Raw genomic sequence first — 17,098 nt, forward strand, 5'->3', positions numbered from 1 at the left:
GGCACCGTGGGCGTGAAGGCTCAGTCACGCCCCACCCCCTGTCGACAAAGGAGGCGCTGCATGCGCTTCAGACACAGAGCGGCGGCCGGACTCGCCACGCTCCTCCTCCCCGTGGCCGGCATGGTCGGACTCGCGAGCCCCGCCGAGGCCGCCACCAGCGCCACCGCCACCTACACCAAGGCCTCGGACTGGGGCAGCGGCTTCGAGGGCCGCTGGACGGTGAAGAACACCGGCACCACCACCCTCAGCGCCTGGACCGTCGAGTGGGACTTCCCCTCCGGCACCTCCGTCACCTCCGCCTGGGACGCCGACGTCACCTCCTCCGGTCTGCACTGGACCGCCAAGAACAAGTCCTGGAACGGCTCCCTCGCCCCCGGCGCCTCCGTCTCCTTCGGCTTCAACGGCACCGGCACCGGCTCCCCCTCGGGCTGCAAGCTCAACGGCGGCTCCTGCGACGGCACCTCCGTCCCCGGCGACGCGGCGCCCTCCGCACCGGGCACCCCCACCGCCTCCGGCATCACCGACACCTCGGTGAAGCTCAGCTGGAGCGCGGCCACCGACGACAAGGGCATCAAGAACTACGACGTCCTGCGCGGCGGCGCCAAGGTCGCCACTGTCACCGGAACGAGCTACACGGACACCGGCCTCACCGCCGGCACGGACTACTCCTACTCCGTCCAGGCCCGTGACACCGCCGACCAGACCGGCCCCGCCAGCGGCTCGGTCGCCGTGCGCACCACCGGCGGCGGAGGCACGGACCCCGGCCCGCAGCCCGGCTCCAAGGTCAACCTCGGCTACTTCACCGAGTGGGGCGTCTACGGCCGCAACTACCACGTCAAGAACCTGGTGACCTCGGGCAGCGCCTCGAAGATCACCCACATCAACTACGCGTTCGGCAACGTCAAGAACGGGCAGTGCACCGTCGACGACACCTACGCCGCCTACGACAAGGCGTACACCGCCGACCAGTCCGTCTCCGGCACCGCCGACACCTGGGACCAGCCGCTGCGCGGCAACTTCAACCAGCTGCGCCAGCTGAAGGCCAAGTACCCGAACATCAAGGTGCTGTACTCCTTCGGCGGCTGGACCTACTCCGGCGGCTTCGGCCAGGCCGCGGCCAACGCCGCCGCCTTCGCCAAGTCCTGCAAGGCCGTCATCGAGGACCCGCGCTGGGCCGACGTCTTCGACGGCATCGACATCGACTGGGAGTACCCCAACGCCTGCGGTCTGAGCTGCGACACCTCCGGCGCGGCCGCCTTCAAGAACCTCATGCAGGCGCTGCGCACCGAGTTCGGCCCGAACTACCTGATCACCGCGGCCATCACCGCCGACGCCAGTGACGGCGGCAAGATCGACGCGGCCGACTACGGCGGCGCCGGGCAGTACGTCGACTGGTACAACGTGATGACGTACGACTACTTCGGCGCCTGGGACAAGACCGGCCCCACCGCCCCGCACTCCCCGCTCACCTCGTACGCGGGCATCCCGAAGGCCGGCTTCAACTCGGCCGACGCCATCGCCAAGCTGAAGGCCAAGGGCGTCCCCGCGAGCAAGCTGCTCCTCGGCATCGGCTTCTACGGCCGCGGCTGGACCGGCGTCACCCAGGCCGCCCCGGGCGGCTCGGCCACGGGCGCGGCCCCCGGCACCTACGAGGCCGGCATCGAGGACTACAAGGTGCTCAAGAACTCCTGCCCCGCCACCGGCACCGTCGGCGGCACGGCGTACGCCTACTGCGGCAGCAACTGGTGGTCCTACGACACTCCGGCCACCATCGGCACCAAGATGACCTGGGCCAAGAACCAGGGCCTGGGCGGCGCGTTCTTCTGGGAGTTCAGCGGCGACACCAGCAACGGCGAGCTGGTCACCGCGATCAGCAACGGCCTGAAGTAAAGATCACGCACACGCACTAAGCGACATTGACGCGCTGTCCGGGCGGGGCTGCCTCCAGCCACGCGAGGAAACCGGTCAGCGCGTCTTCGCTCATGGCGAGCTCGAGACGGGTGCCCCGGTGCAGACAGACGAGGATCACCGCGTCGGACAGCAGGGCCAGCTCCTCCTCGCCCTCGGGGACGCGGCGGCCGGCCACCTCGATCGCGGAGCGCTCCAGGACGCGGCGCGGGCGAGGAGCGTAGGAGAAGACCCGGAACCACTCGATGCGGTCGCCGTTGTAGCGGGCGATGCCGTAGGCCCAGCCCTTGCCACTGGTGTCACCGCCCTCGGGGACGTCCCAGCGCAGGGAGCAGTCGAAGGTGCCGCCGGAGCGCTGGATCAGCCTGCGGCGCAGGCCGAAGACGAACAACCCGATCACCACGAGGGCGACGACGATTCCGCACACAGTCAGAGCGAGGACCATCGACACCGACCTCCTCGTCTGCTAGGTAACGGAACGTAAAAAACACCCAGATCTGCCTCAGCCGCGGCCGGTACCGGAAGTGTCCGGTGCCGGCCGCGGCTGAGTTACATCATCGCGTGCGAGCGCTGTGTCAGCGCGCCGCCGCCGCCCGCAGGCGGACATCCGCACGGCGCTCGGCGGCGGCGTCGCCCTCCGCCTTCGCCCGCTCGAGCTCCCGCTCCGCGCGCTGGACGTCGATCTCGTCCGACAGCTCGGCGATCTCGGCCAGCAGCGACAGCTTGTTGTCCGCGAACGAGATGAAACCGCCGTGCACCGCGGCGATCACGGTCCCGCCGTCACTCGTACGAATGGTCACCGGGCCCGACTCCAGCACACCGAGCAGCGGCTGGTGACCGGGCATGACGCCGATGTCGCCGGACGTGGTGCGCGCGACGACCAGGGTGGCCTCGCCGGACCAGACCTCTCGGTCGGCCGCGACCAGCGCGACGTGCAGCTCAGCAGCCAAGGTGGCTCCTCGGGTCACCACCCGGCGGTTCTGCCGGGTGTTGGTTACAAGTCTAGTAGGCGTGAGTGAGGGGGCGGGACGTGCCCGCCCCCTCACGACTCAGGCAGCTGCCCGGGTCAGGAGACGCCCAGCTCCTTCGCGTTCTTCTTCAGGTCCTCGAGACCACCGCACATGAAGAACGCCTGCTCCGGGAAGTGGTCGTACTCGCCGTCGCAGATCGCGTTGAACGCAGCGATCGACTCGTCCAGCGGCACGTCCGAACCGTCCACGCCGGTGAACTGCTTGGCGACGTGGGTGTTCTGGGACAGGAAGCGCTCCACGCGACGGGCACGGTGGACGACGAGCTTGTCCTCCTCGCCGAGCTCGTCGATGCCGAGGATCGCGATGATGTCCTGCAGGTCCTTGTACTTCTGCAGGATGTTCTTCACGCGCATCGCGGCGTTGTAGTGGTCCGCCGCGATGTACCGCGGGTCGAGGATGCGGGACGTCGAGTCCAGCGGGTCCACGGCCGGGTAGATGCCCTTCTCGGAGATCGGACGGGACAGAACCGTCGTCGCGTCGAGGTGGGCGAAGGTGGTGGCCGGGGCCGGGTCGGTCAGGTCGTCCGCGGGGACGTAGATCGCCTGCATCGAGGTGATCGAGTGACCACGGGTCGAGGTGATGCGCTCCTGGAGGAGACCCATCTCGTCGGCCAGGTTCGGCTGGTAGCCCACCGCGGAGGGCATGCGGCCGAGCAGGGTCGACACCTCGGAACCGGCCTGGGTGAAGCGGAAGATGTTGTCGATGAAGAACAGCACGTCCTGCTTCTGCACATCGCGGAAGTACTCCGCCATGGTCAGACCGGCCAGGGCCACGCGCAGACGGGTGCCCGGGGGCTCGTCCATCTGGCCGAAGACCAGCGCGGTCTTGTCGATGACGCCGGAGTCCGACATCTCCTCGATGAGGTCGTTGCCCTCACGGGTGCGCTCACCGACACCGGCGAACACCGACACACCGTCGTGGTTGTTGGCGACGCGGTAGATCATCTCCTGGATGAGCACCGTCTTGCCGACGCCGGCACCACCGAACAGACCGATCTTTCCACCCTTGACGTACGGGGTGAGAAGGTCGATGACCTTGACGCCGGTCTCGAACATCTCGGTCTTCGACTCGAGCTCGTCGAAGTTCGGGGCCTTGCGGTGGATGCCCCAGCGCTCGCCCTCGTAGGCCTCGTCGACGTTCAGCACCTCACCGAGGGTGTTGAACACCTTGCCCTTGGTGAAGTCGCCGACCGGCACCGTGATGGAGGCACCGGTGTCGGTGACCGGGGCCTGGCGGACCAGACCGTCGGTGGGCTGCATGGAGATCGTGCGGACCAGGCCGTCACCCAGGTGCTGGGCGACCTCCAGGGTCAGCGTCTTCTTCTCGCCGGCGTTGGCCGGGTCGGCCACCTCGACGTGCAGGGCGTTGTAGATGTCGGGCATCGCGTCGACGGGGAACTCCACGTCGACGACCGGGCCGATGACCCGGGCGACGCGGCCCGTGGCAACGGCCGTCTCAGAAGTCGTCGTCATTACTTGTCACTCCCCGCGGTCGCGTCGGCAAGGGCTGCGGAGCCACCGACGATCTCGCTGATTTCCTGGGTGATTTCGGCCTGGCGGGCCGCATTGGCAAGGCGGGAGAGCGTGTTGATCAGCTCGCCCGCGTTGTCGGTGGCCGACTTCATCGCGCGGCGCGTGGCGGCGTGCTTGGAAGCAGCCGACTGCAGCAGCGCGTTGTAGATCCGGCTCTCGACGTACCGCGGCAGCAGGGCGTCGAGGACGTCCTCCGCCGAGGGCTCGAAGTCGTACAGCGGAAGAAGCTCACCCTGGGGGGCGGCCTCCTTCGCGACCTCTTCGAGGCTGAGCGGCAGCATCCGGCTGTCGATCGCCGTCTGCGTCATCATCGACACGAACTCGGTGTAGACGATGTGGAGCTCGTCCACGCCGCCCTCCGCCGTGTCCTTCTCGATGGCCTCGATCAGCGACGCGGCGACCTTCTTCGCGTCCGCGTAGGTCGGCTCGTCGGTGAACCCGGTCCACGACTCCACGACCTTGCGCTCGCGGAAGTTGTAGTGGGCCACACCGCGCCGGCCGACGATGTACGTGTCGACCTGCTGACCCTCGCGCTCGAGGCGCTCGGTCAGCTGCTCCGCCGCCTTGATGGCGTTGGAGTTGAACGCACCGGCCAGACCACGGTCACTGGTCAGCAGCAGGACTGCGGACCGGGTGACCGTCTCGGCCTGGGTGGTGAGCGGGTGCTTGGTGTTCGACCCGGTGCCGACCGCCGTGACCGCGCGGGTCAGTTCCTGCGCGTACGGCGTGGAGGCCGCCACCTTGCGCTGCGCCTTGACGACGCGCGAGGCGGCGATCATCTCCATCGCCTTGGTGATCTTCTTGGTCGCGGTGACGGATCGGATGCGACGCTTGTAGACCCGGAGCTGGGCTCCCATGAGTCAGGTCCCTTCCTTACGTCACTTGGCGGCAGCGGCCGGAGCGTCCTCGCCGAGCAGCTTGCCGTCGGAGGTCTCGAACTGCTTCTTGAACTCCGCGACGGCCGAGTCGATGGCGGCGATGGTGTCGTCCGACATCTTCGCGCCCTCCTTGATGGAGGTCATCAGACCCTTGTGCTGGTCCTTGAGGTACTGGAGCAGCTCGCGCTCGAAGCGGCGGATGTCGACGACCGGGACCTCGTCCATACGGCCGTTGGTGCCGGCCCAGACGGAGACGACCTGGTACTCGGTGGCCATCGGCTGGTACTGGTCCTGCTTCAGCAGCTCGACCATGCGCTGACCGCGCTCCAGCTGCTGCTTCGACGCGGCGTCCAGGTCGGAACCGAAGGCGGCGAACGCCTCCAGCTCACGGAACTGGGCGAGGTCCACGCGCAGACGGCCGGAGACCTGGCGCATCGCCTTGTGCTGGGCGGAGCCACCGACGCGGGAGACCGAGATACCGACGTTCAGGGCCGGACGCTGACCGGCGTTGAACAGGTCGGACTCCAGGAAGCACTGGCCGTCGGTGATGGAGATGACGTTGGTCGGGATGAACGCCGACACGTCGTTGGCCTTGGTCTCGACGATCGGCAGACCGGTCATCGAGCCGGCGCCCATGTCGTCGGAGAGCTTGGCGCAGCGCTCCAGCAGACGGGAGTGCAGGTAGAAGACGTCGCCCGGGTAGGCCTCGCGGCCCGGCGGACGGCGCAGCAGCAGCGACACGGCACGGTAGGCGTCGGCCTGCTTGGACAGGTCGTCGAAGATGATGAGGACGTGCTTGCCCTCGTACATCCACTGCTGACCGATGGCCGAGCCGGTGTAGGGCGCGAGGTACTTGAAGCCGGCCGGGTCGGACGCCGGGGCGGCGACGATGGTCGTGTACTCCAGGGCGCCGTTCTCCTCCAGCGCGCGGCGCACGCCGGCGATGGTGGAGCCCTTCTGGCCGATGGCGACGTAGATGCAGCGGACCTGCTTGTTCGGGTCGCCGGTGCGCCAGTTGTCGCGCTGGTTGATGATCGTGTCGACGGCCAGGGCGGTCTTGCCGGTCTGGCGGTCACCGATGATCAGCTGACGCTGACCACGGCCGATCGGGGTCATCGCGTCGACGGCCTTGTAGCCGGTCTCCATCGGCTCGTGCACCGACTTGCGCTGCATGACCGTGGGGGCCTGCAGCTCAAGGGCACGACGACCGCTGGTCTCGATCTCGCCGAGGCCGTCGATCGGGTTGCCGAGCGGGTCGACGACGCGGCCGAGGTAGCCCTCGCCCACCGCGACCGACAGGACCTCGCCGGTACGGGTGACCGGCTGACCCTCCTCGATACCGCTGAACTCGCCGAGCACGACGGCACCGATCTCGCGCTCTTCCAGGTTCAGCGCGAGACCGAGGGAGCCGTCCTCGAACTTCAGCAGCTCGTTCGCCATGGCCGAGGGCAGACCCTCGATCTTGGCGATACCGTCGCCGGCGACGGTGACCGTACCGACCTCCTCGCGCGAGGCCGCGTCCGGCTTGTACGCCTGGACGAAGTTCTCCAGCGCGTCCCGGATCTCCTCCGGCCGGATCGTGAGCTCCGCCATCTGGGTTCCCTGCTCTCCTTGTTGGGCCCGAAGTTTCACTTGGGGGGATGGGGACTCCCCCCATCAGGAGGTGAATCCTCTGCACGGCCCAACATGGGCCGTCGTAAGTACGTACTGCGTATTGAGTTGCGGGCTAGCTCGCCAGGCGGCGGCCGGCGTCCTCGATGCGGTCCGCGAGGGAGCCGTTGATGACCTCGTCACCGACCTGCACCCGGATTCCGCCGAGGACCGCGGGGTCCACGTCGAGGTTGAGGTGCATCTGACGCCCGTAGAGCTTCGCCAGTGCGGCGCCCAGGCGCTGCTTCTGGCCGTCGCTCAGCGGAACCGCCGAGGTGACGACGGCGACCATGCGGTCCCGGCGCTCGGCGGCGAGCTTGGACAGGGACTCCAGTCCCGACTCCAGGCTACGTCCCCGCGGCGCGGTCACAAGGCGCGTCACCAGACGCTCGGTGGTGGCCTTGGCACGGCCGCCGAGCAGGCTGCGCAGCAGCTCGCCCTTGGCCGCGGTGGTGGCCTTGCGGTCGGTCAGCGCGGCACGCAGCTCGGTGGAGCCGGAGACGATCCGGCCGAACCGGAACAGCTCGTCCTCGACGTCGTCCAGCGAGCCGCCACGCTGCGCGGCGGTGAGGTCGGCGGTGTTCGCCAGCTCCTCCAGCGCGTCCACCAGGTCGCGGGACTGCGACCAGCGGGAGCGCACCATGCCGGCCAGCAGGTCCGCGGTCTCGCCGCCGACCTGTCCACCGAACAGGCGCTGGGCCAGCTCGGCCTTGGCCTCTCCGGCCTGCGCCGGGTCGGTCAGGACCCGACGCAGCGACACCTCGCGGTGGAGCAGCGCGGTGACGGCGGCCAGCTCGTCGGCGAGCCGCGCCGCGTCCACGGACGTGGCGTCCGTCAGCGCGTCGAGACGCTCGCGCGCGGCTGCCAGGGCCTCGCGGCTCGCTCCGTTCATCGCGCGGCCTCGGCCTTCGCGTCGAGCTCGTCCAGGAACCGGTCGATGACACGGCTCTGGCGGGCGTGGTCCTCGAGGGACTCGCCGACGAGCTTGCCGGCCAGGTCGGTGGCGATCTTGCCGACGTCCTGGCGCAGCGAGGACGCGGCGGCCTTGCGGTCGGCCTCGATCTGGGCGTGACCGGCGGCGATGATCTCCTCGCGCTGGCGCTGGCCCTCCGCACGCATCTCCGCGATGAGCGCGGCACCCTGCTCCTGCGCCTCCTGGCGCAGACGCGCGGCCTCGTGCCGGGCCTCGGCGAGCTGGGCCTTGTACTGCTCGAGGACGCTCTGGGCCTCGGTCTGCGCGGCCTCGGCCTTCTCGATACCGCCCTCGATGGCCTCACGCCGCTCTTCCAGAACCTTGTTGATGTTCGGAAGGAGCTTCCAGGCGAGGAAGCCGAAGACGATGACGAAGGCGAGAAGGCCAATGACGAGCTCAGGGATCGGCGGGACGAGGGGATTCTCGGTCTCCCCCTCGGCCGCCAGAATGAGCAGCTGGCTCATGTCGTTGCCTTTCGTCTGGATTGCGGTCGTCAGCCTGAAGTGATCAGGAGCCGTAGACGAACGGCATAACCAGACCGATCAGGGCGAGCGCCTCACAGAAGGCGAAGCCCAGGATCTGGTTGGCGCGGATCAGGCCGGCGGCCTCGGGCTGGCGGGCGAGGGCCTGCGTACCGTTACCGAAGATGATGCCGACGCCCACGCCGGGGCCGATGGCGGCAAGGCCGTAGCCGATGGAGCCGAGGGCCTTGAGGTCACCGGTGACAGCGGCAAGAGTAGACATGCCAGTTCTTCCTTCTCTTTCAAGGACCGGTGGGGGTTGGCCACCGGACGTCTGCGGGGGTTCGAAAGTGGCGGGTGCTCAGTGGTGCTCGGCGAGCGCGCCCTGAATGAAGGTGCAGGTCAGGAGCACGAAGACGTACGCCTGAAGGGCCTGGACGAAAAGCTCGAAGGCCGTCATGACGATGACCATGATGAACGAGACGCCGGCGTAGGCGATGCCGATGCCGTTCAGCAGGTACCAGCTGGCGATCGTGAAGAGCAGCAGCAGGGTGTGGCCCGCGAACATGTTCGCGAAGAGTCGTACCGCGTGGGTGAACGGACGGACGATCAGGTTCGAGAAGAACTCGATGACCATCGCCAGCGGCAGAACCGGGCCGAGTTCCTTGTTGTAGCCCGTGAAGTTCTTGAACGCGCCCACGAAGCCGTGCCGCTTGAAGGTCAGCGAGACCCACAGGACGTACACGATTCCGGCGAGGACGGCGGGGTACGAGATGATCGACGTCACCGGGAACTGGGCGAGCGGGACGATCGACCAGAGGTTCATCATCCAGACGAAGAAGAACAGCGAGACGATCAGCGGAACGTACTTCTCGCCCTCCTTCTTGCCGAGCGTCTCGTAGACGATGCCGCGGCGGACGAAGTCGTAGCCGGCCTCGGCGACCATCTGCATCTTGCCCGGGACGACCTTGGGCTTGCGGAAGGCGGCCCAGAAGAACCCGATCACAACGATGGAGCCGAGCAGCGCCAGCAGCATCGTCTTGTTGAAGTACAGGTTGCTGTCCGCGTCGCCCCAGATGGGCTCGAACAGGAACGAGTGCAGGCCGGGAGCGGGGAAGCCACAGCCGTCGAAGATGTGGCAGTCGGTCTCGAAGGCGAGCACCTGCGTCGGGTCAGCACTCACCGCGGGCTCCTTCAGCGTGGCGCATAGGTACGGCAACCTCGTTGTGTCGGCGCGGCGCGCAGCCGCGGGTCGGCACTGGACTGGTGTTTCGGATGTGGGGGCGGCTGTTCGGGGTCGAGCCTCGCGATGGAACAGGCGTCAGCTCGGATGCCCGCGCCCGCAGTGCCGCAGTTGGCACCGGACGATAGCAGCTTGTCGAACGCGTCTTTATCCCGGGCCTACCCCTCACGACGAAGGGCCCGTCTTCTCGGGCTTGCTGCCCTCGGAGGAGTCGGGTTCGACGTAAAGGATCTTGGACTTCATGTGCGCGTACGTCTGTGCGCCGATCCACACGAGGGTGGTCGCGACGAGCGTGAACGCGAAGGCCTTGGGGTGGAACAGTGACGTGTTCTTGAACGCGGCGAGGAAGATGAACAGCAGCAGGATCTGCGCCGCGTAGAGCATCAGGCCCATCGCCTGGAACAGGTGCGGAAGCGATTTGGCAGTGCGCTGGAGCACGATCAGGCCGATCCCCATGAAGAGGATCGTCACCACCGCGGCCACGCCGGACCCCACGGCGCCCTTGCCGCCGACCAACAGGCCACTGACGACAGCGGCAACCGCACCGACGGCAGCTGTGGGCACAGCGACCTTGGCCAGGATCCGGACGTCATTGGACGGCATGGCGGCAACTCCGCTTTCAAAGGGGGCAGGGGTGTCGTCATGGACGAGCGTAGCCCCGGGCTGAGAGAGAACCTCACGTCCGAGCGGACCCTCGCACTAGGGTCCTTCGGCTCTATCCCGGGTTCTCGTGAACCGTATCACAAACTATTTGATGAGGTCTTTACCTGGCAGGTGTGCTCGCTGTCACACATGAGAGTGAACGCGCGCGTCTGTGCAGGAACCGGGCCGACTTGTCTGCTATTGGCCCGGTTCGCTCCCCCATGATTTGGCAATGCTCTAGTCAGATTCTTACCTTCGCGTCAGCGCGAGGTGCCGGCCTTACGCCGGTCCGAGACCTGTGCGCGGGCGCTCAGAGCCGTCGCCCCGTTGGCCGTGCGGGCGCCGACCGCGACCGGGGTACGGGGCTCCGCCGTGGTGGCCGCCAGGGCCTGCGGGGCGGGCTCCGGGGCGTGGCGGCGGCGGTAGCGGGGCGGCACGAAGTGGTGGGCCCACCTCGGCACGCGCGGCCGGAAGCGCGGCAGCAGAAGCAGCACCAGGCCGATCGCGCTGAGGCCCACCACACCGAGGACGATCCACATGGACGCCGAGTTGACGGAGTAGGCGAGCGCGCCGAAGGCGATCAGCGCGGACCAGAAGTACATGATCAGCACCGCGCGGCTGTGGGAGTGGCCGATCTCCAGCAGACGGTGGTGGAGGTGGCCGCGGTCGGCGGCGAAGGGGGACTGGCCGCGCCAGGTGCGGCGGACGATCGCCAGGATCAGGTCGGCGGCCGGGATCGCGATGATGGTCAGCGGCAGCAGCAGCGGGATGTAGACCGGCACCGTCTGGTGCACGGCCTCCTTCTCCGAGCCCGCGAACAGCTTCAGCGCGTCCGGGTCCACCTGGCCCGTGATGGAGATCGCCCCGGCCGCCAGGACCAGGCCGATCAGCATCGAGCCCGAGTCGCCCATGAAGATGCGCGCCGGATGCATGTTGTGCGGCAGGAAGCCCAGGCACATGCCCATCAGGATCGCCGCGAACAGCGTGGCCGGGGCGGCGGCCTCGATGCCGTACGACACCCAGACGCGGTAGGCGTAGAGGAAGAACGCGGCCGACGCGATGCACACCATGCCCGCGGCGAGGCCGTCCAGGCCGTCCACGAAGTTGACCGCGTTGATGGTGATGACCACCAGCGCGACCGTGAGCAGGGTGCCCTGCCACTGGGTCAGCGCCACGTTGCCGAAGCCCGGGATGGGCAGCCAGAGGATCGTCAGACCCTGCATGACCATCACGCCCGCGGCGATCATCTGGCCGCCCAGCTTGATCAGCGCGTCGATCTCGAACTTGTCGTCCAGCACGCCGATCAGCCAGATCAGCGCGGCCCCGGACAGCAGCGCCCGCGGCTCGTTGGACGTCTCGAAGACCGCGCTGAGGTTCGCCAGGTGCGCCGCCACCAGCAGGCCCGCGCACAGCCCGAAGAACATGGCGATACCGCCGAGCCGCGGAGTCGGTTCCCGGTGCACGTCCCGGGCCCGGATCTCCGGCATCGCCCCGGCCACGATCGCGAACTTACGTACCGGCCCTGTCAGCAGATACGTCACCGCGGCCGTGATGCAGAGCGTCAGCAGGTATTCACGCACGGGCTTCCCCACAGGTCTCGCTGGCCATCACAGCCCCACACCCTAGCGACGGTCGCATACGCGACGCATATGTGTGGGGACTTCCGGGTAGCGACGATGGTTGCACGTGCGGCTGTGTGCCGCCGCACACTCGGTGCGCACAGCCTCCTCCGCACCCGGGAGCGCCTACCCCCGATCAGCCGGGATACGGCGGGAAGTCCGCCGTCAGCCGCCGTACCTCCTCGCGCGCCGTCCGGCTGTCGACCTCGTCACGCACCACCCCCGCCAGCAGTACGGCGACCCGGCCCATCTCCGCCTCCCCCATGCCCTGGGTCGTCACCGCGGCCGTGCCCAGCCGCAGCCCGCGGGTGTCGCCGTGCGGCAGGGCGCAGCAGTCCAGCACCACCCCGGCCGCGGCGAGCCGGCCGCGCGCGTCCCGGCCGTCCACGCCCAGCGGCGCCGGGTCGGCGGTGATCAGGTGGGTGTCGGTGCCGCCCGTGGTGACGACCAGGCCCTCGGCCGCGAGCCCGGCGGCCAGCGCCTTCGCGTTGGCGACCACCTGATGGGCGTACACGGAGAACTCAGGGGTCGACGCCTCGCCGAACGCGACCGCCTTCGCGGCGATGGTGTGCATCTGCGCGCCGCCCTGGGTGAACGGGAACACCGCCCGGTCCACCCGCTCGGCCAGCTCCTGCCCGCACAGCAGCATCCCGCCGCGAGGCCCGCGCAGCACCTTGTGGGTGGTGGCGCACACGATGTCGGCGTACGGCACCGGGTTGGGCGCCGCTCCCCCGGCCACCAGGCCCATCGGGTGGGCGGCGTCGGCGATGAGGTAGGCGCCGGCCTCGTCGGCGATGGCCCGGAAGTGGGCGTAGTCGATGTGGCGGGGGTAGGCGATCGAGCCGCACACGATCGCCTTCGGGTGGTGCGCGCGGGCCAGGGCGCGGACCTGCTCGTAGTCGATCAGCCCGGTCTCGGCGTCGACGCCGTAGCCGACGAAGTCGAACCAGCGGCCGGAGAAGTTCGCGGGCGAGCCGTGCGTGAGGTGGCCGCCGTGCGGCAGACCGAGGGCGAGGACGGTGTCACCGGGGCGCAGGAGGGCCGCGTACGCGGCGAGCACGGCGGAGGAGCCGGAGTGCGGCTGGACGTTGGCGTGCCCGGCGCCGAACAGCGCCCTGGCCCGGTCCACGGCGAGCCGCTCGGCCACGTCGACGATCTCGCAGCCACCGTGGTAGCGGTTGCCCGGGTAGCCCTCGGCGTACTTGTTGGCGAGCGGTGAGCCCAGCGCGGCCAGCACGGCGGGCGAGGTGAAGTTCTCGGCGGCGATCAGCTGGAGCGTCGTGGACTGCCGCGCGAGTTCTCCGAACAGGACGTCCGCGAGTTCGGGGTCCTGACGGCGTAGGGCGTCGGTCTCTTGGGCGGGAGTGACCGTCATGGGTCCAATGTAGGACCGGGGGGACCGGGGCGCCCGCCTGAGAGCTCGGGGTGTGCTCCAGTCGCGCGACTACGGGTCCGCGGTGGTCGACCGCGCAGTTCCTCGCGCCCCTAGGTGCGTGCGGCGACGCCCGTCAGAGCTGTCACCACCGGGTCCAGCGCCTCGTGTATCTCGTCGCCGATCGAGCGGAAGAACGTCAGCGGAGCCCCGTACGGGTCGTGCACCTCGTCCGCCTCGGCGGTCGGCGCGAGGAGCCACCCGCGTAGAGCGGCGGCGGCACGCACCAGGGCGCGGGCGCGCGTGACCACGCCGTCCTCCAGCGGAGGCAGCGTGGCCGGATCTATCGCCTTCACCAGGCGGGTGAACTCCTTCAGCGTGAAGGTGCGCAGCCCCGCCGAGTGGCCCATGGAGATGACCTGGGCGCGATGGTCGCGGGTGGCCGTCAGGACGAGGTCGGCCATGATGACGTGCTCGTCGAGGAGTTCACGGCCGGTGAATCCGGCGGCGTCCGCGCCGAAGTCGGCCAGCACCGTCTCGGCGTTGGCCTCCATCGGCGCGCCCTCGTGGCCCCAGGTGCCCGCGCTCTCCACTATCAGCGGGCCGCCCAGCACACCGAGCCGCTGGCTGACGAAATGGCGGGTCAGCCGCTCGGTGATCGGCGAGCGGCAGACGTTCCCGGTGCTGACGTGGAGGATGCGGAAGGAGTCCCGGGGGAAGCCGAAGGTGGTGGTCTCCTCCCCGATGCCGCCTATGCCACGCCCCGCGTCAGGGGCTGTCAATTGGCCACCTCGAGGTCGGGGACGACCTTGCGCAGCTCGTCCGGGGAGAGGGCTCCCTCGCGCAGCAGGACGGGCACCGGGCCGGTGACGTCGACGATGGAGGACGGCACGTTGCCCGGGGTGGGCCCGCCGTCGAGGTACACGGAGACGGAGTCGCCGAGCATGCCCTGCGCGGCGTCACAGGTCTCCGGGGAGGGGTGGCCGGTGAGGTTGGCGGAGGACACCGCCATCGGGCCGACCTCGGTGAGCAGCTCGATCGCGACCGGGTGCAGCGGCATGCGCACCGCGACGGTGCCGCGGGTGTCGCCGAGGTCCCACTGCAGGGACGGCTGGTGCCGCGCGACGAGGGTGAGCGCGCCCGGCCAGAACGCGTCGACCAGCTCCCAGGCCTGCTCGGAGAAGTCGGTGACGAGGCCGTGCAGGGTGTTGGGCGAGCCGATGAGCACGGGCGTGGGCATGTTGCGGCCCCGGCCCTTCGCGGCGAGCAGGTCCGCGACGGCCTCCGAGGAGAACGCGTCGGCGCCGATGCCGTACACCGTGTCGGTGGGCAGGACCACCAGCTCACCACGGCGGACGGCGGACGCGGCCTCACGCAGACCGGTCACGCGGTCGGTCGCGTCGTTGGTGTCGTATCGCCGGGCCATGTCTAGCGGTCCTCCTCGTACACGTAACTCTGGGGTGAAGTCTGGCGGGTGCTCACGGCAGGGCCTTGCGGGCCGTGGCGAAGCGGGGGCGCTTGTTGAGGTCCGGGTGATCGGCAGCGTCCGCCCAGCCCCGCTCCTCGGCGAAGATCCACGGCACCTGGCCGCCCTGGGTGTCGGCGTGCTCGATGACGACGACGCCGCCCGGGCGCAGCAGCCGGTGCGCGGTGCGCTCGATGCCGCGGATCAGGTCCAGGCCGTCCTCGCCGGAGAACAGCGCCATCTGCGGGTCGTAGTCACGCGCCTCGGGGGCGACGTACTCCCACTCGGTGAGCGGGATGTACGGCGGGTTGGAGATGACCAGGTCGACCTGGCCGTCGAGGTCGGGGAAGGCGTCGAGGGCGTTGCCCTGCCGCAGGTCGACCCTGGACCCCTCCATGTTCTTGCGGGTCCACACCAGGGCGTCCTCGGACAGCTCCACGGCGTGCACGCGGGATCGCGGCACCTCCTGGGCGAGGGCGAGCGCGATCGCGCCGGAGCCCGTGCACAGGTCCACGATGCAGGGCTCTACGACGTCCATCGCGCGTACGGCGTCTATGGCCCAGCCGACCACGGACTCCGTCTCCGGCCGCGGCACGAACACGCCCGGTCCTACCTGGAGCTCCAGGTAGCGGAAGAAGGCGCGCCCGGTGATGTGCTGGAGCGGCTCACGCGCCTCGCGGCGGGCGACGACCTCCCAGTAGCGCGCGTCGAAGTCGGAGTCCTTCACGGAGTGGAGTTCGCCGCGCTTGACGCCGTGCACGAACGCGGCCAGCTCCTCCGCGTCGGTGCGCGGCGAGGGCACGCCGGCGTCGGCCAGCCGCTGAGTGGCCTGGGCCACCTCTGCGAGCAGCAGGTTCACGCTCGTCCTCCGTGGGTGGTACTCGTACGTCCCGGGCTTTACGCGGCTGCGAGCTTGGCTGCCGAGTCCGCGTCGACACAGGCCTGGATCACCGCGTCGAGGTCGCCGTCCAGGACCTGGTCCAGGTTGTACGCCTTGAAGCCGACACGGTGGTCCGAGATGCGGTTCTCCGGGAAGTTGTACGTACGGATCTTCTCGGAGCGGTCGACGGTACGGACCTGGCTGCGGCGGGCGTCGGCGGCGTTGCGCTCCGCCTCCTCCTGCGCCGCTGCGAGCAGCCTGGAGCGCAGGATACGCAAGGCCTGCTCCTTGTTCTGCAGCTGGCTCTTCTCGTTCTGGCAGGAGGCGACGACTCCGGTCGGAATGTGCGTGATGCGCACGGCGGAGTCGGTGGTGTTGACGGACTGCCCGCCGGGGCCGGAGGACCGGTAGACGTCGATGCGCAGGTCGTTCGGGTTGATCTCGACCTCGACCTCCTCGGCCTCCGGCGTCACCAGGACACCGGCCGCGGAGGTGTGGATCCGGCCCTGCGACTCGGTCGCCGGCACGCGCTGCACGCGGTGCACGCCACCCTCGTACTTCAGCCGCGCCCAGACGCCCTGGCCGGGCTCGGTCGCGCCGTTGCCGCCCTTGGTCTTCACCGCTACCTGGACGTCCTTGTAGCCGCCCAGCTCGGACTCGGTGGCGTCGATGATCTCGGTCTTCCAGCCGACGCGCTCGGCGTAGCGCAGGTACATGCGCAGCAGGTCGCCCGCGAACAGGGCCGACTCGTCGCCGCCGGCGCCCGCCTTGATCTCGAGGATGACGTCCTTGTCGTCGCTGGGGTCACGCGGGACCAGCAGGAGACGCAGCTTCTCGGTGACCTCTTCGCGCTGCTCGGTGAGGTCCTTGACCTCGGCGGCGAAGTCGGGGTCGTCGGCGGCGAACTCACGCGCGGTCTCGATGTCGTCGCCGAGCTGCTTGAAGGAGCGGTACGTCGAGACGATCGGGGTGAGCTCGGCGTAGCGCTTGTTCAGCTTGCGCGCATTGGCCTGGTCGGCGTGGACCGAGGGGTCCGCGAGCTTCTTCTCCAGGTCGGCGTGCTCGGTGACCAGTTCCTCGACGGCCTCGAACATCTTGGGCTCCTGTGGGTGTACGGGGGTGAAGGGGCGGGCGACCAAAAACGCCGGTCCCGGGCGCACCCCCGCGGGGGCGCGGCCGTGGACCGGCGAATTGGGGCTCGCTACTTCTTGGAGCCGGCGGCAGCCTTGCCGAAGCGGGCCTCGAAGCGGGCCACACGGCCACCGGTGTCGAGGATCTTCTGCTTGCCCGTGTAGAACGGGTGGCACTCGGAGCAGACCTCGGCGCGGATGGTGCCGCTCTCGATCGTGCTGCGGGTGGTGAACGACGCGCCACAGGTGCAGCTGACCTGCGTCTCGACGTACTCGGGGTGGATGTCGCGCTTCAAGGTGTCTCCTAGGTTTCG

The 17,098-nt window shown here is 69.2% G+C and carries 18 protein-coding genes; 1 reads left to right on the top strand and 17 read right to left on the bottom strand.

From position 1 onward, the window contains the following. Positions 1-60 precede the first annotated feature (60 nt). Positions 61-1,890, top strand: a complete 1,830-nt coding sequence (locus RKD23_RS12285; RefSeq protein ID WP_424853722.1) for a glycosyl hydrolase family 18 protein — start codon at positions 61-63, stop codon at positions 1,888-1,890. A 16-nt stretch (positions 1,891-1,906) separates the two neighbouring features. On the opposite strand, the gene RKD23_RS12290 is transcribed toward RKD23_RS12285, so the two are convergent. The 17 genes from RKD23_RS12290 to rpmE all read right to left on the bottom strand — a co-directional run bounded on the left by RKD23_RS12290 (position 1,907) and on the right by rpmE (position 17,080). Next, the gene (locus RKD23_RS12290) at positions 1,907-2,353 is read right to left on the bottom strand and encodes a DUF2550 domain-containing protein (RefSeq protein WP_404042231.1); all 447 of its coding nucleotides are present in this window, start codon (positions 2,351-2,353) and stop codon (positions 1,907-1,909) included. A 130-nt stretch (positions 2,354-2,483) separates the two neighbouring features. Continuing rightward, entirely contained in the window at positions 2,484-2,858 is a 375-nt protein-coding gene (locus RKD23_RS12295; RefSeq protein WP_404042232.1) for a F0F1 ATP synthase subunit epsilon, read from the bottom strand. Positions 2,859-2,974: 116 nt separating this feature from the next. After that, complete coding sequence (gene atpD / locus RKD23_RS12300) at positions 2,975-4,411, bottom strand: F0F1 ATP synthase subunit beta (protein ID WP_424853723.1); 1,437 nt, start codon at positions 4,409-4,411, stop codon at positions 2,975-2,977. After that, on the bottom strand, positions 4,411-5,328 hold the full coding sequence (locus RKD23_RS12305) for a F0F1 ATP synthase subunit gamma (protein ID WP_424853724.1): 918 nt from the start codon (positions 5,326-5,328) through the stop codon (positions 4,411-4,413). The genes atpD and RKD23_RS12305 overlap by 1 nt, the downstream gene beginning before the upstream one ends. Positions 5,329-5,349: 21 nt before the next feature. Further along, a complete protein-coding gene (gene atpA, locus RKD23_RS12310) occupies positions 5,350-6,942 on the bottom strand; it encodes a F0F1 ATP synthase subunit alpha (RefSeq protein ID WP_424853725.1) in 1,593 nt (530 codons plus the stop codon). Between the two features lie 133 nt (positions 6,943-7,075). Then, positions 7,076-7,891, bottom strand: a complete 816-nt coding sequence (locus tag RKD23_RS12315; protein WP_424853726.1) for a F0F1 ATP synthase subunit delta — start codon at positions 7,889-7,891, stop codon at positions 7,076-7,078. Continuing rightward, entirely contained in the window at positions 7,888-8,436 is a 549-nt protein-coding gene (locus tag RKD23_RS12320) for a F0F1 ATP synthase subunit B (RefSeq protein WP_404042237.1), read from the bottom strand. The genes RKD23_RS12315 and RKD23_RS12320 overlap by 4 nt, the downstream gene beginning before the upstream one ends. 43 nt (positions 8,437-8,479) lie before the next feature. Then, the gene (locus tag RKD23_RS12325) at positions 8,480-8,716 is read right to left on the bottom strand and encodes an ATP synthase subunit C (protein WP_030042676.1); all 237 of its coding nucleotides are present in this window, start codon (positions 8,714-8,716) and stop codon (positions 8,480-8,482) included. A 78-nt stretch (positions 8,717-8,794) separates the two neighbouring features. Next, a complete protein-coding gene (gene atpB, locus RKD23_RS12330) occupies positions 8,795-9,631 on the bottom strand; it encodes a F0F1 ATP synthase subunit A (RefSeq protein ID WP_404042632.1) in 837 nt (278 codons plus the stop codon). Positions 9,632-9,841: 210 nt separating this feature from the next. Next, positions 9,842-10,279: a hypothetical protein gene (locus RKD23_RS12335; RefSeq protein WP_424853727.1), complete on the bottom strand. Its 438-nt coding sequence runs from the start codon at positions 10,277-10,279 to the stop codon at positions 9,842-9,844. A 299-nt stretch (positions 10,280-10,578) separates the two neighbouring features. Next, positions 10,579-11,898 carry an MraY family glycosyltransferase gene (locus tag RKD23_RS12340; RefSeq protein ID WP_424853728.1) on the bottom strand — a complete coding sequence of 440 codons (1,320 nt, stop codon included), beginning with the start codon at positions 11,896-11,898 and terminating at the stop codon, positions 10,579-10,581. 175 nt (positions 11,899-12,073) lie between these two features. Beyond that, positions 12,074-13,312: a serine hydroxymethyltransferase gene (gene glyA, locus RKD23_RS12345; protein ID WP_424853729.1), complete on the bottom strand. Its 1,239-nt coding sequence runs from the start codon at positions 13,310-13,312 to the stop codon at positions 12,074-12,076. A 110-nt stretch (positions 13,313-13,422) separates the two neighbouring features. Then, the gene (locus RKD23_RS12350) at positions 13,423-14,091 is read right to left on the bottom strand and encodes a protein-tyrosine-phosphatase (protein WP_404042241.1); all 669 of its coding nucleotides are present in this window, start codon (positions 14,089-14,091) and stop codon (positions 13,423-13,425) included. Further along, positions 14,088-14,735 carry an L-threonylcarbamoyladenylate synthase gene (locus RKD23_RS12355; RefSeq protein ID WP_404042242.1) on the bottom strand — a complete coding sequence of 216 codons (648 nt, stop codon included), beginning with the start codon at positions 14,733-14,735 and terminating at the stop codon, positions 14,088-14,090. Before RKD23_RS12355 ends, RKD23_RS12350 begins: the two co-directional genes overlap by 4 nt. Before the next feature lie 52 nt (positions 14,736-14,787). Next, positions 14,788-15,633, bottom strand: a complete 846-nt coding sequence (prmC, locus tag RKD23_RS12360) for a peptide chain release factor N(5)-glutamine methyltransferase (RefSeq protein ID WP_424853730.1) — start codon at positions 15,631-15,633, stop codon at positions 14,788-14,790. A 38-nt stretch (positions 15,634-15,671) separates the two neighbouring features. Next, positions 15,672-16,748 carry a peptide chain release factor 1 gene (gene prfA / locus RKD23_RS12365; RefSeq protein ID WP_424853731.1) on the bottom strand — a complete coding sequence of 359 codons (1,077 nt, stop codon included), beginning with the start codon at positions 16,746-16,748 and terminating at the stop codon, positions 15,672-15,674. 107 nt (positions 16,749-16,855) lie between these two features. Beyond that, positions 16,856-17,080: a 50S ribosomal protein L31 gene (rpmE, locus tag RKD23_RS12370; protein ID WP_019326867.1), complete on the bottom strand. Its 225-nt coding sequence runs from the start codon at positions 17,078-17,080 to the stop codon at positions 16,856-16,858. Positions 17,081-17,098 lie beyond the last annotated feature (18 nt).

The organism is Streptomyces sp. SAI-170, from assembly GCF_049739565.1.
Taxonomy (GTDB): domain Bacteria; phylum Actinomycetota; class Actinomycetes; order Streptomycetales; family Streptomycetaceae; genus Streptomyces.

Coding starts and splice junctions, on each gene's coding strand:
- RKD23_RS12285 (WP_424853722.1), top strand. CDS start 61: ATGCGCTTCAGACACAGAGCGGCGGCCGGACTCGCCACGCTCCTCCTC.
- RKD23_RS12290 (WP_404042231.1), bottom strand. CDS start 2,353: ATGGTCCTCGCTCTGACTGTGTGCGGAATCGTCGTCGCCCTCGTGGTG.
- atpD (WP_424853723.1), bottom strand. CDS start 4,411: ATGACGACGACTTCTGAGACGGCCGTTGCCACGGGCCGCGTCGCCCGG.
- RKD23_RS12305 (WP_424853724.1), bottom strand. CDS start 5,328: ATGGGAGCCCAGCTCCGGGTCTACAAGCGTCGCATCCGATCCGTCACC.
- atpA (WP_424853725.1), bottom strand. CDS start 6,942: ATGGCGGAGCTCACGATCCGGCCGGAGGAGATCCGGGACGCGCTGGAG.
- RKD23_RS12315 (WP_424853726.1), bottom strand. CDS start 7,891: ATGAACGGAGCGAGCCGCGAGGCCCTGGCAGCCGCGCGCGAGCGTCTC.
- RKD23_RS12320 (WP_404042237.1), bottom strand. CDS start 8,436: ATGAGCCAGCTGCTCATTCTGGCGGCCGAGGGGGAGACCGAGAATCCC.
- RKD23_RS12325 (WP_030042676.1), bottom strand. CDS start 8,716: ATGTCTACTCTTGCCGCTGTCACCGGTGACCTCAAGGCCCTCGGCTCC.
- RKD23_RS12335 (WP_424853727.1), bottom strand. CDS start 10,279: ATGCCGTCCAATGACGTCCGGATCCTGGCCAAGGTCGCTGTGCCCACA.
- glyA (WP_424853729.1), bottom strand. CDS start 13,312: ATGACGGTCACTCCCGCCCAAGAGACCGACGCCCTACGCCGTCAGGAC.
- RKD23_RS12355 (WP_404042242.1), bottom strand. CDS start 14,735: ATGGCCCGGCGATACGACACCAACGACGCGACCGACCGCGTGACCGGT.
- prfA (WP_424853731.1), bottom strand. CDS start 16,748: ATGTTCGAGGCCGTCGAGGAACTGGTCACCGAGCACGCCGACCTGGAG.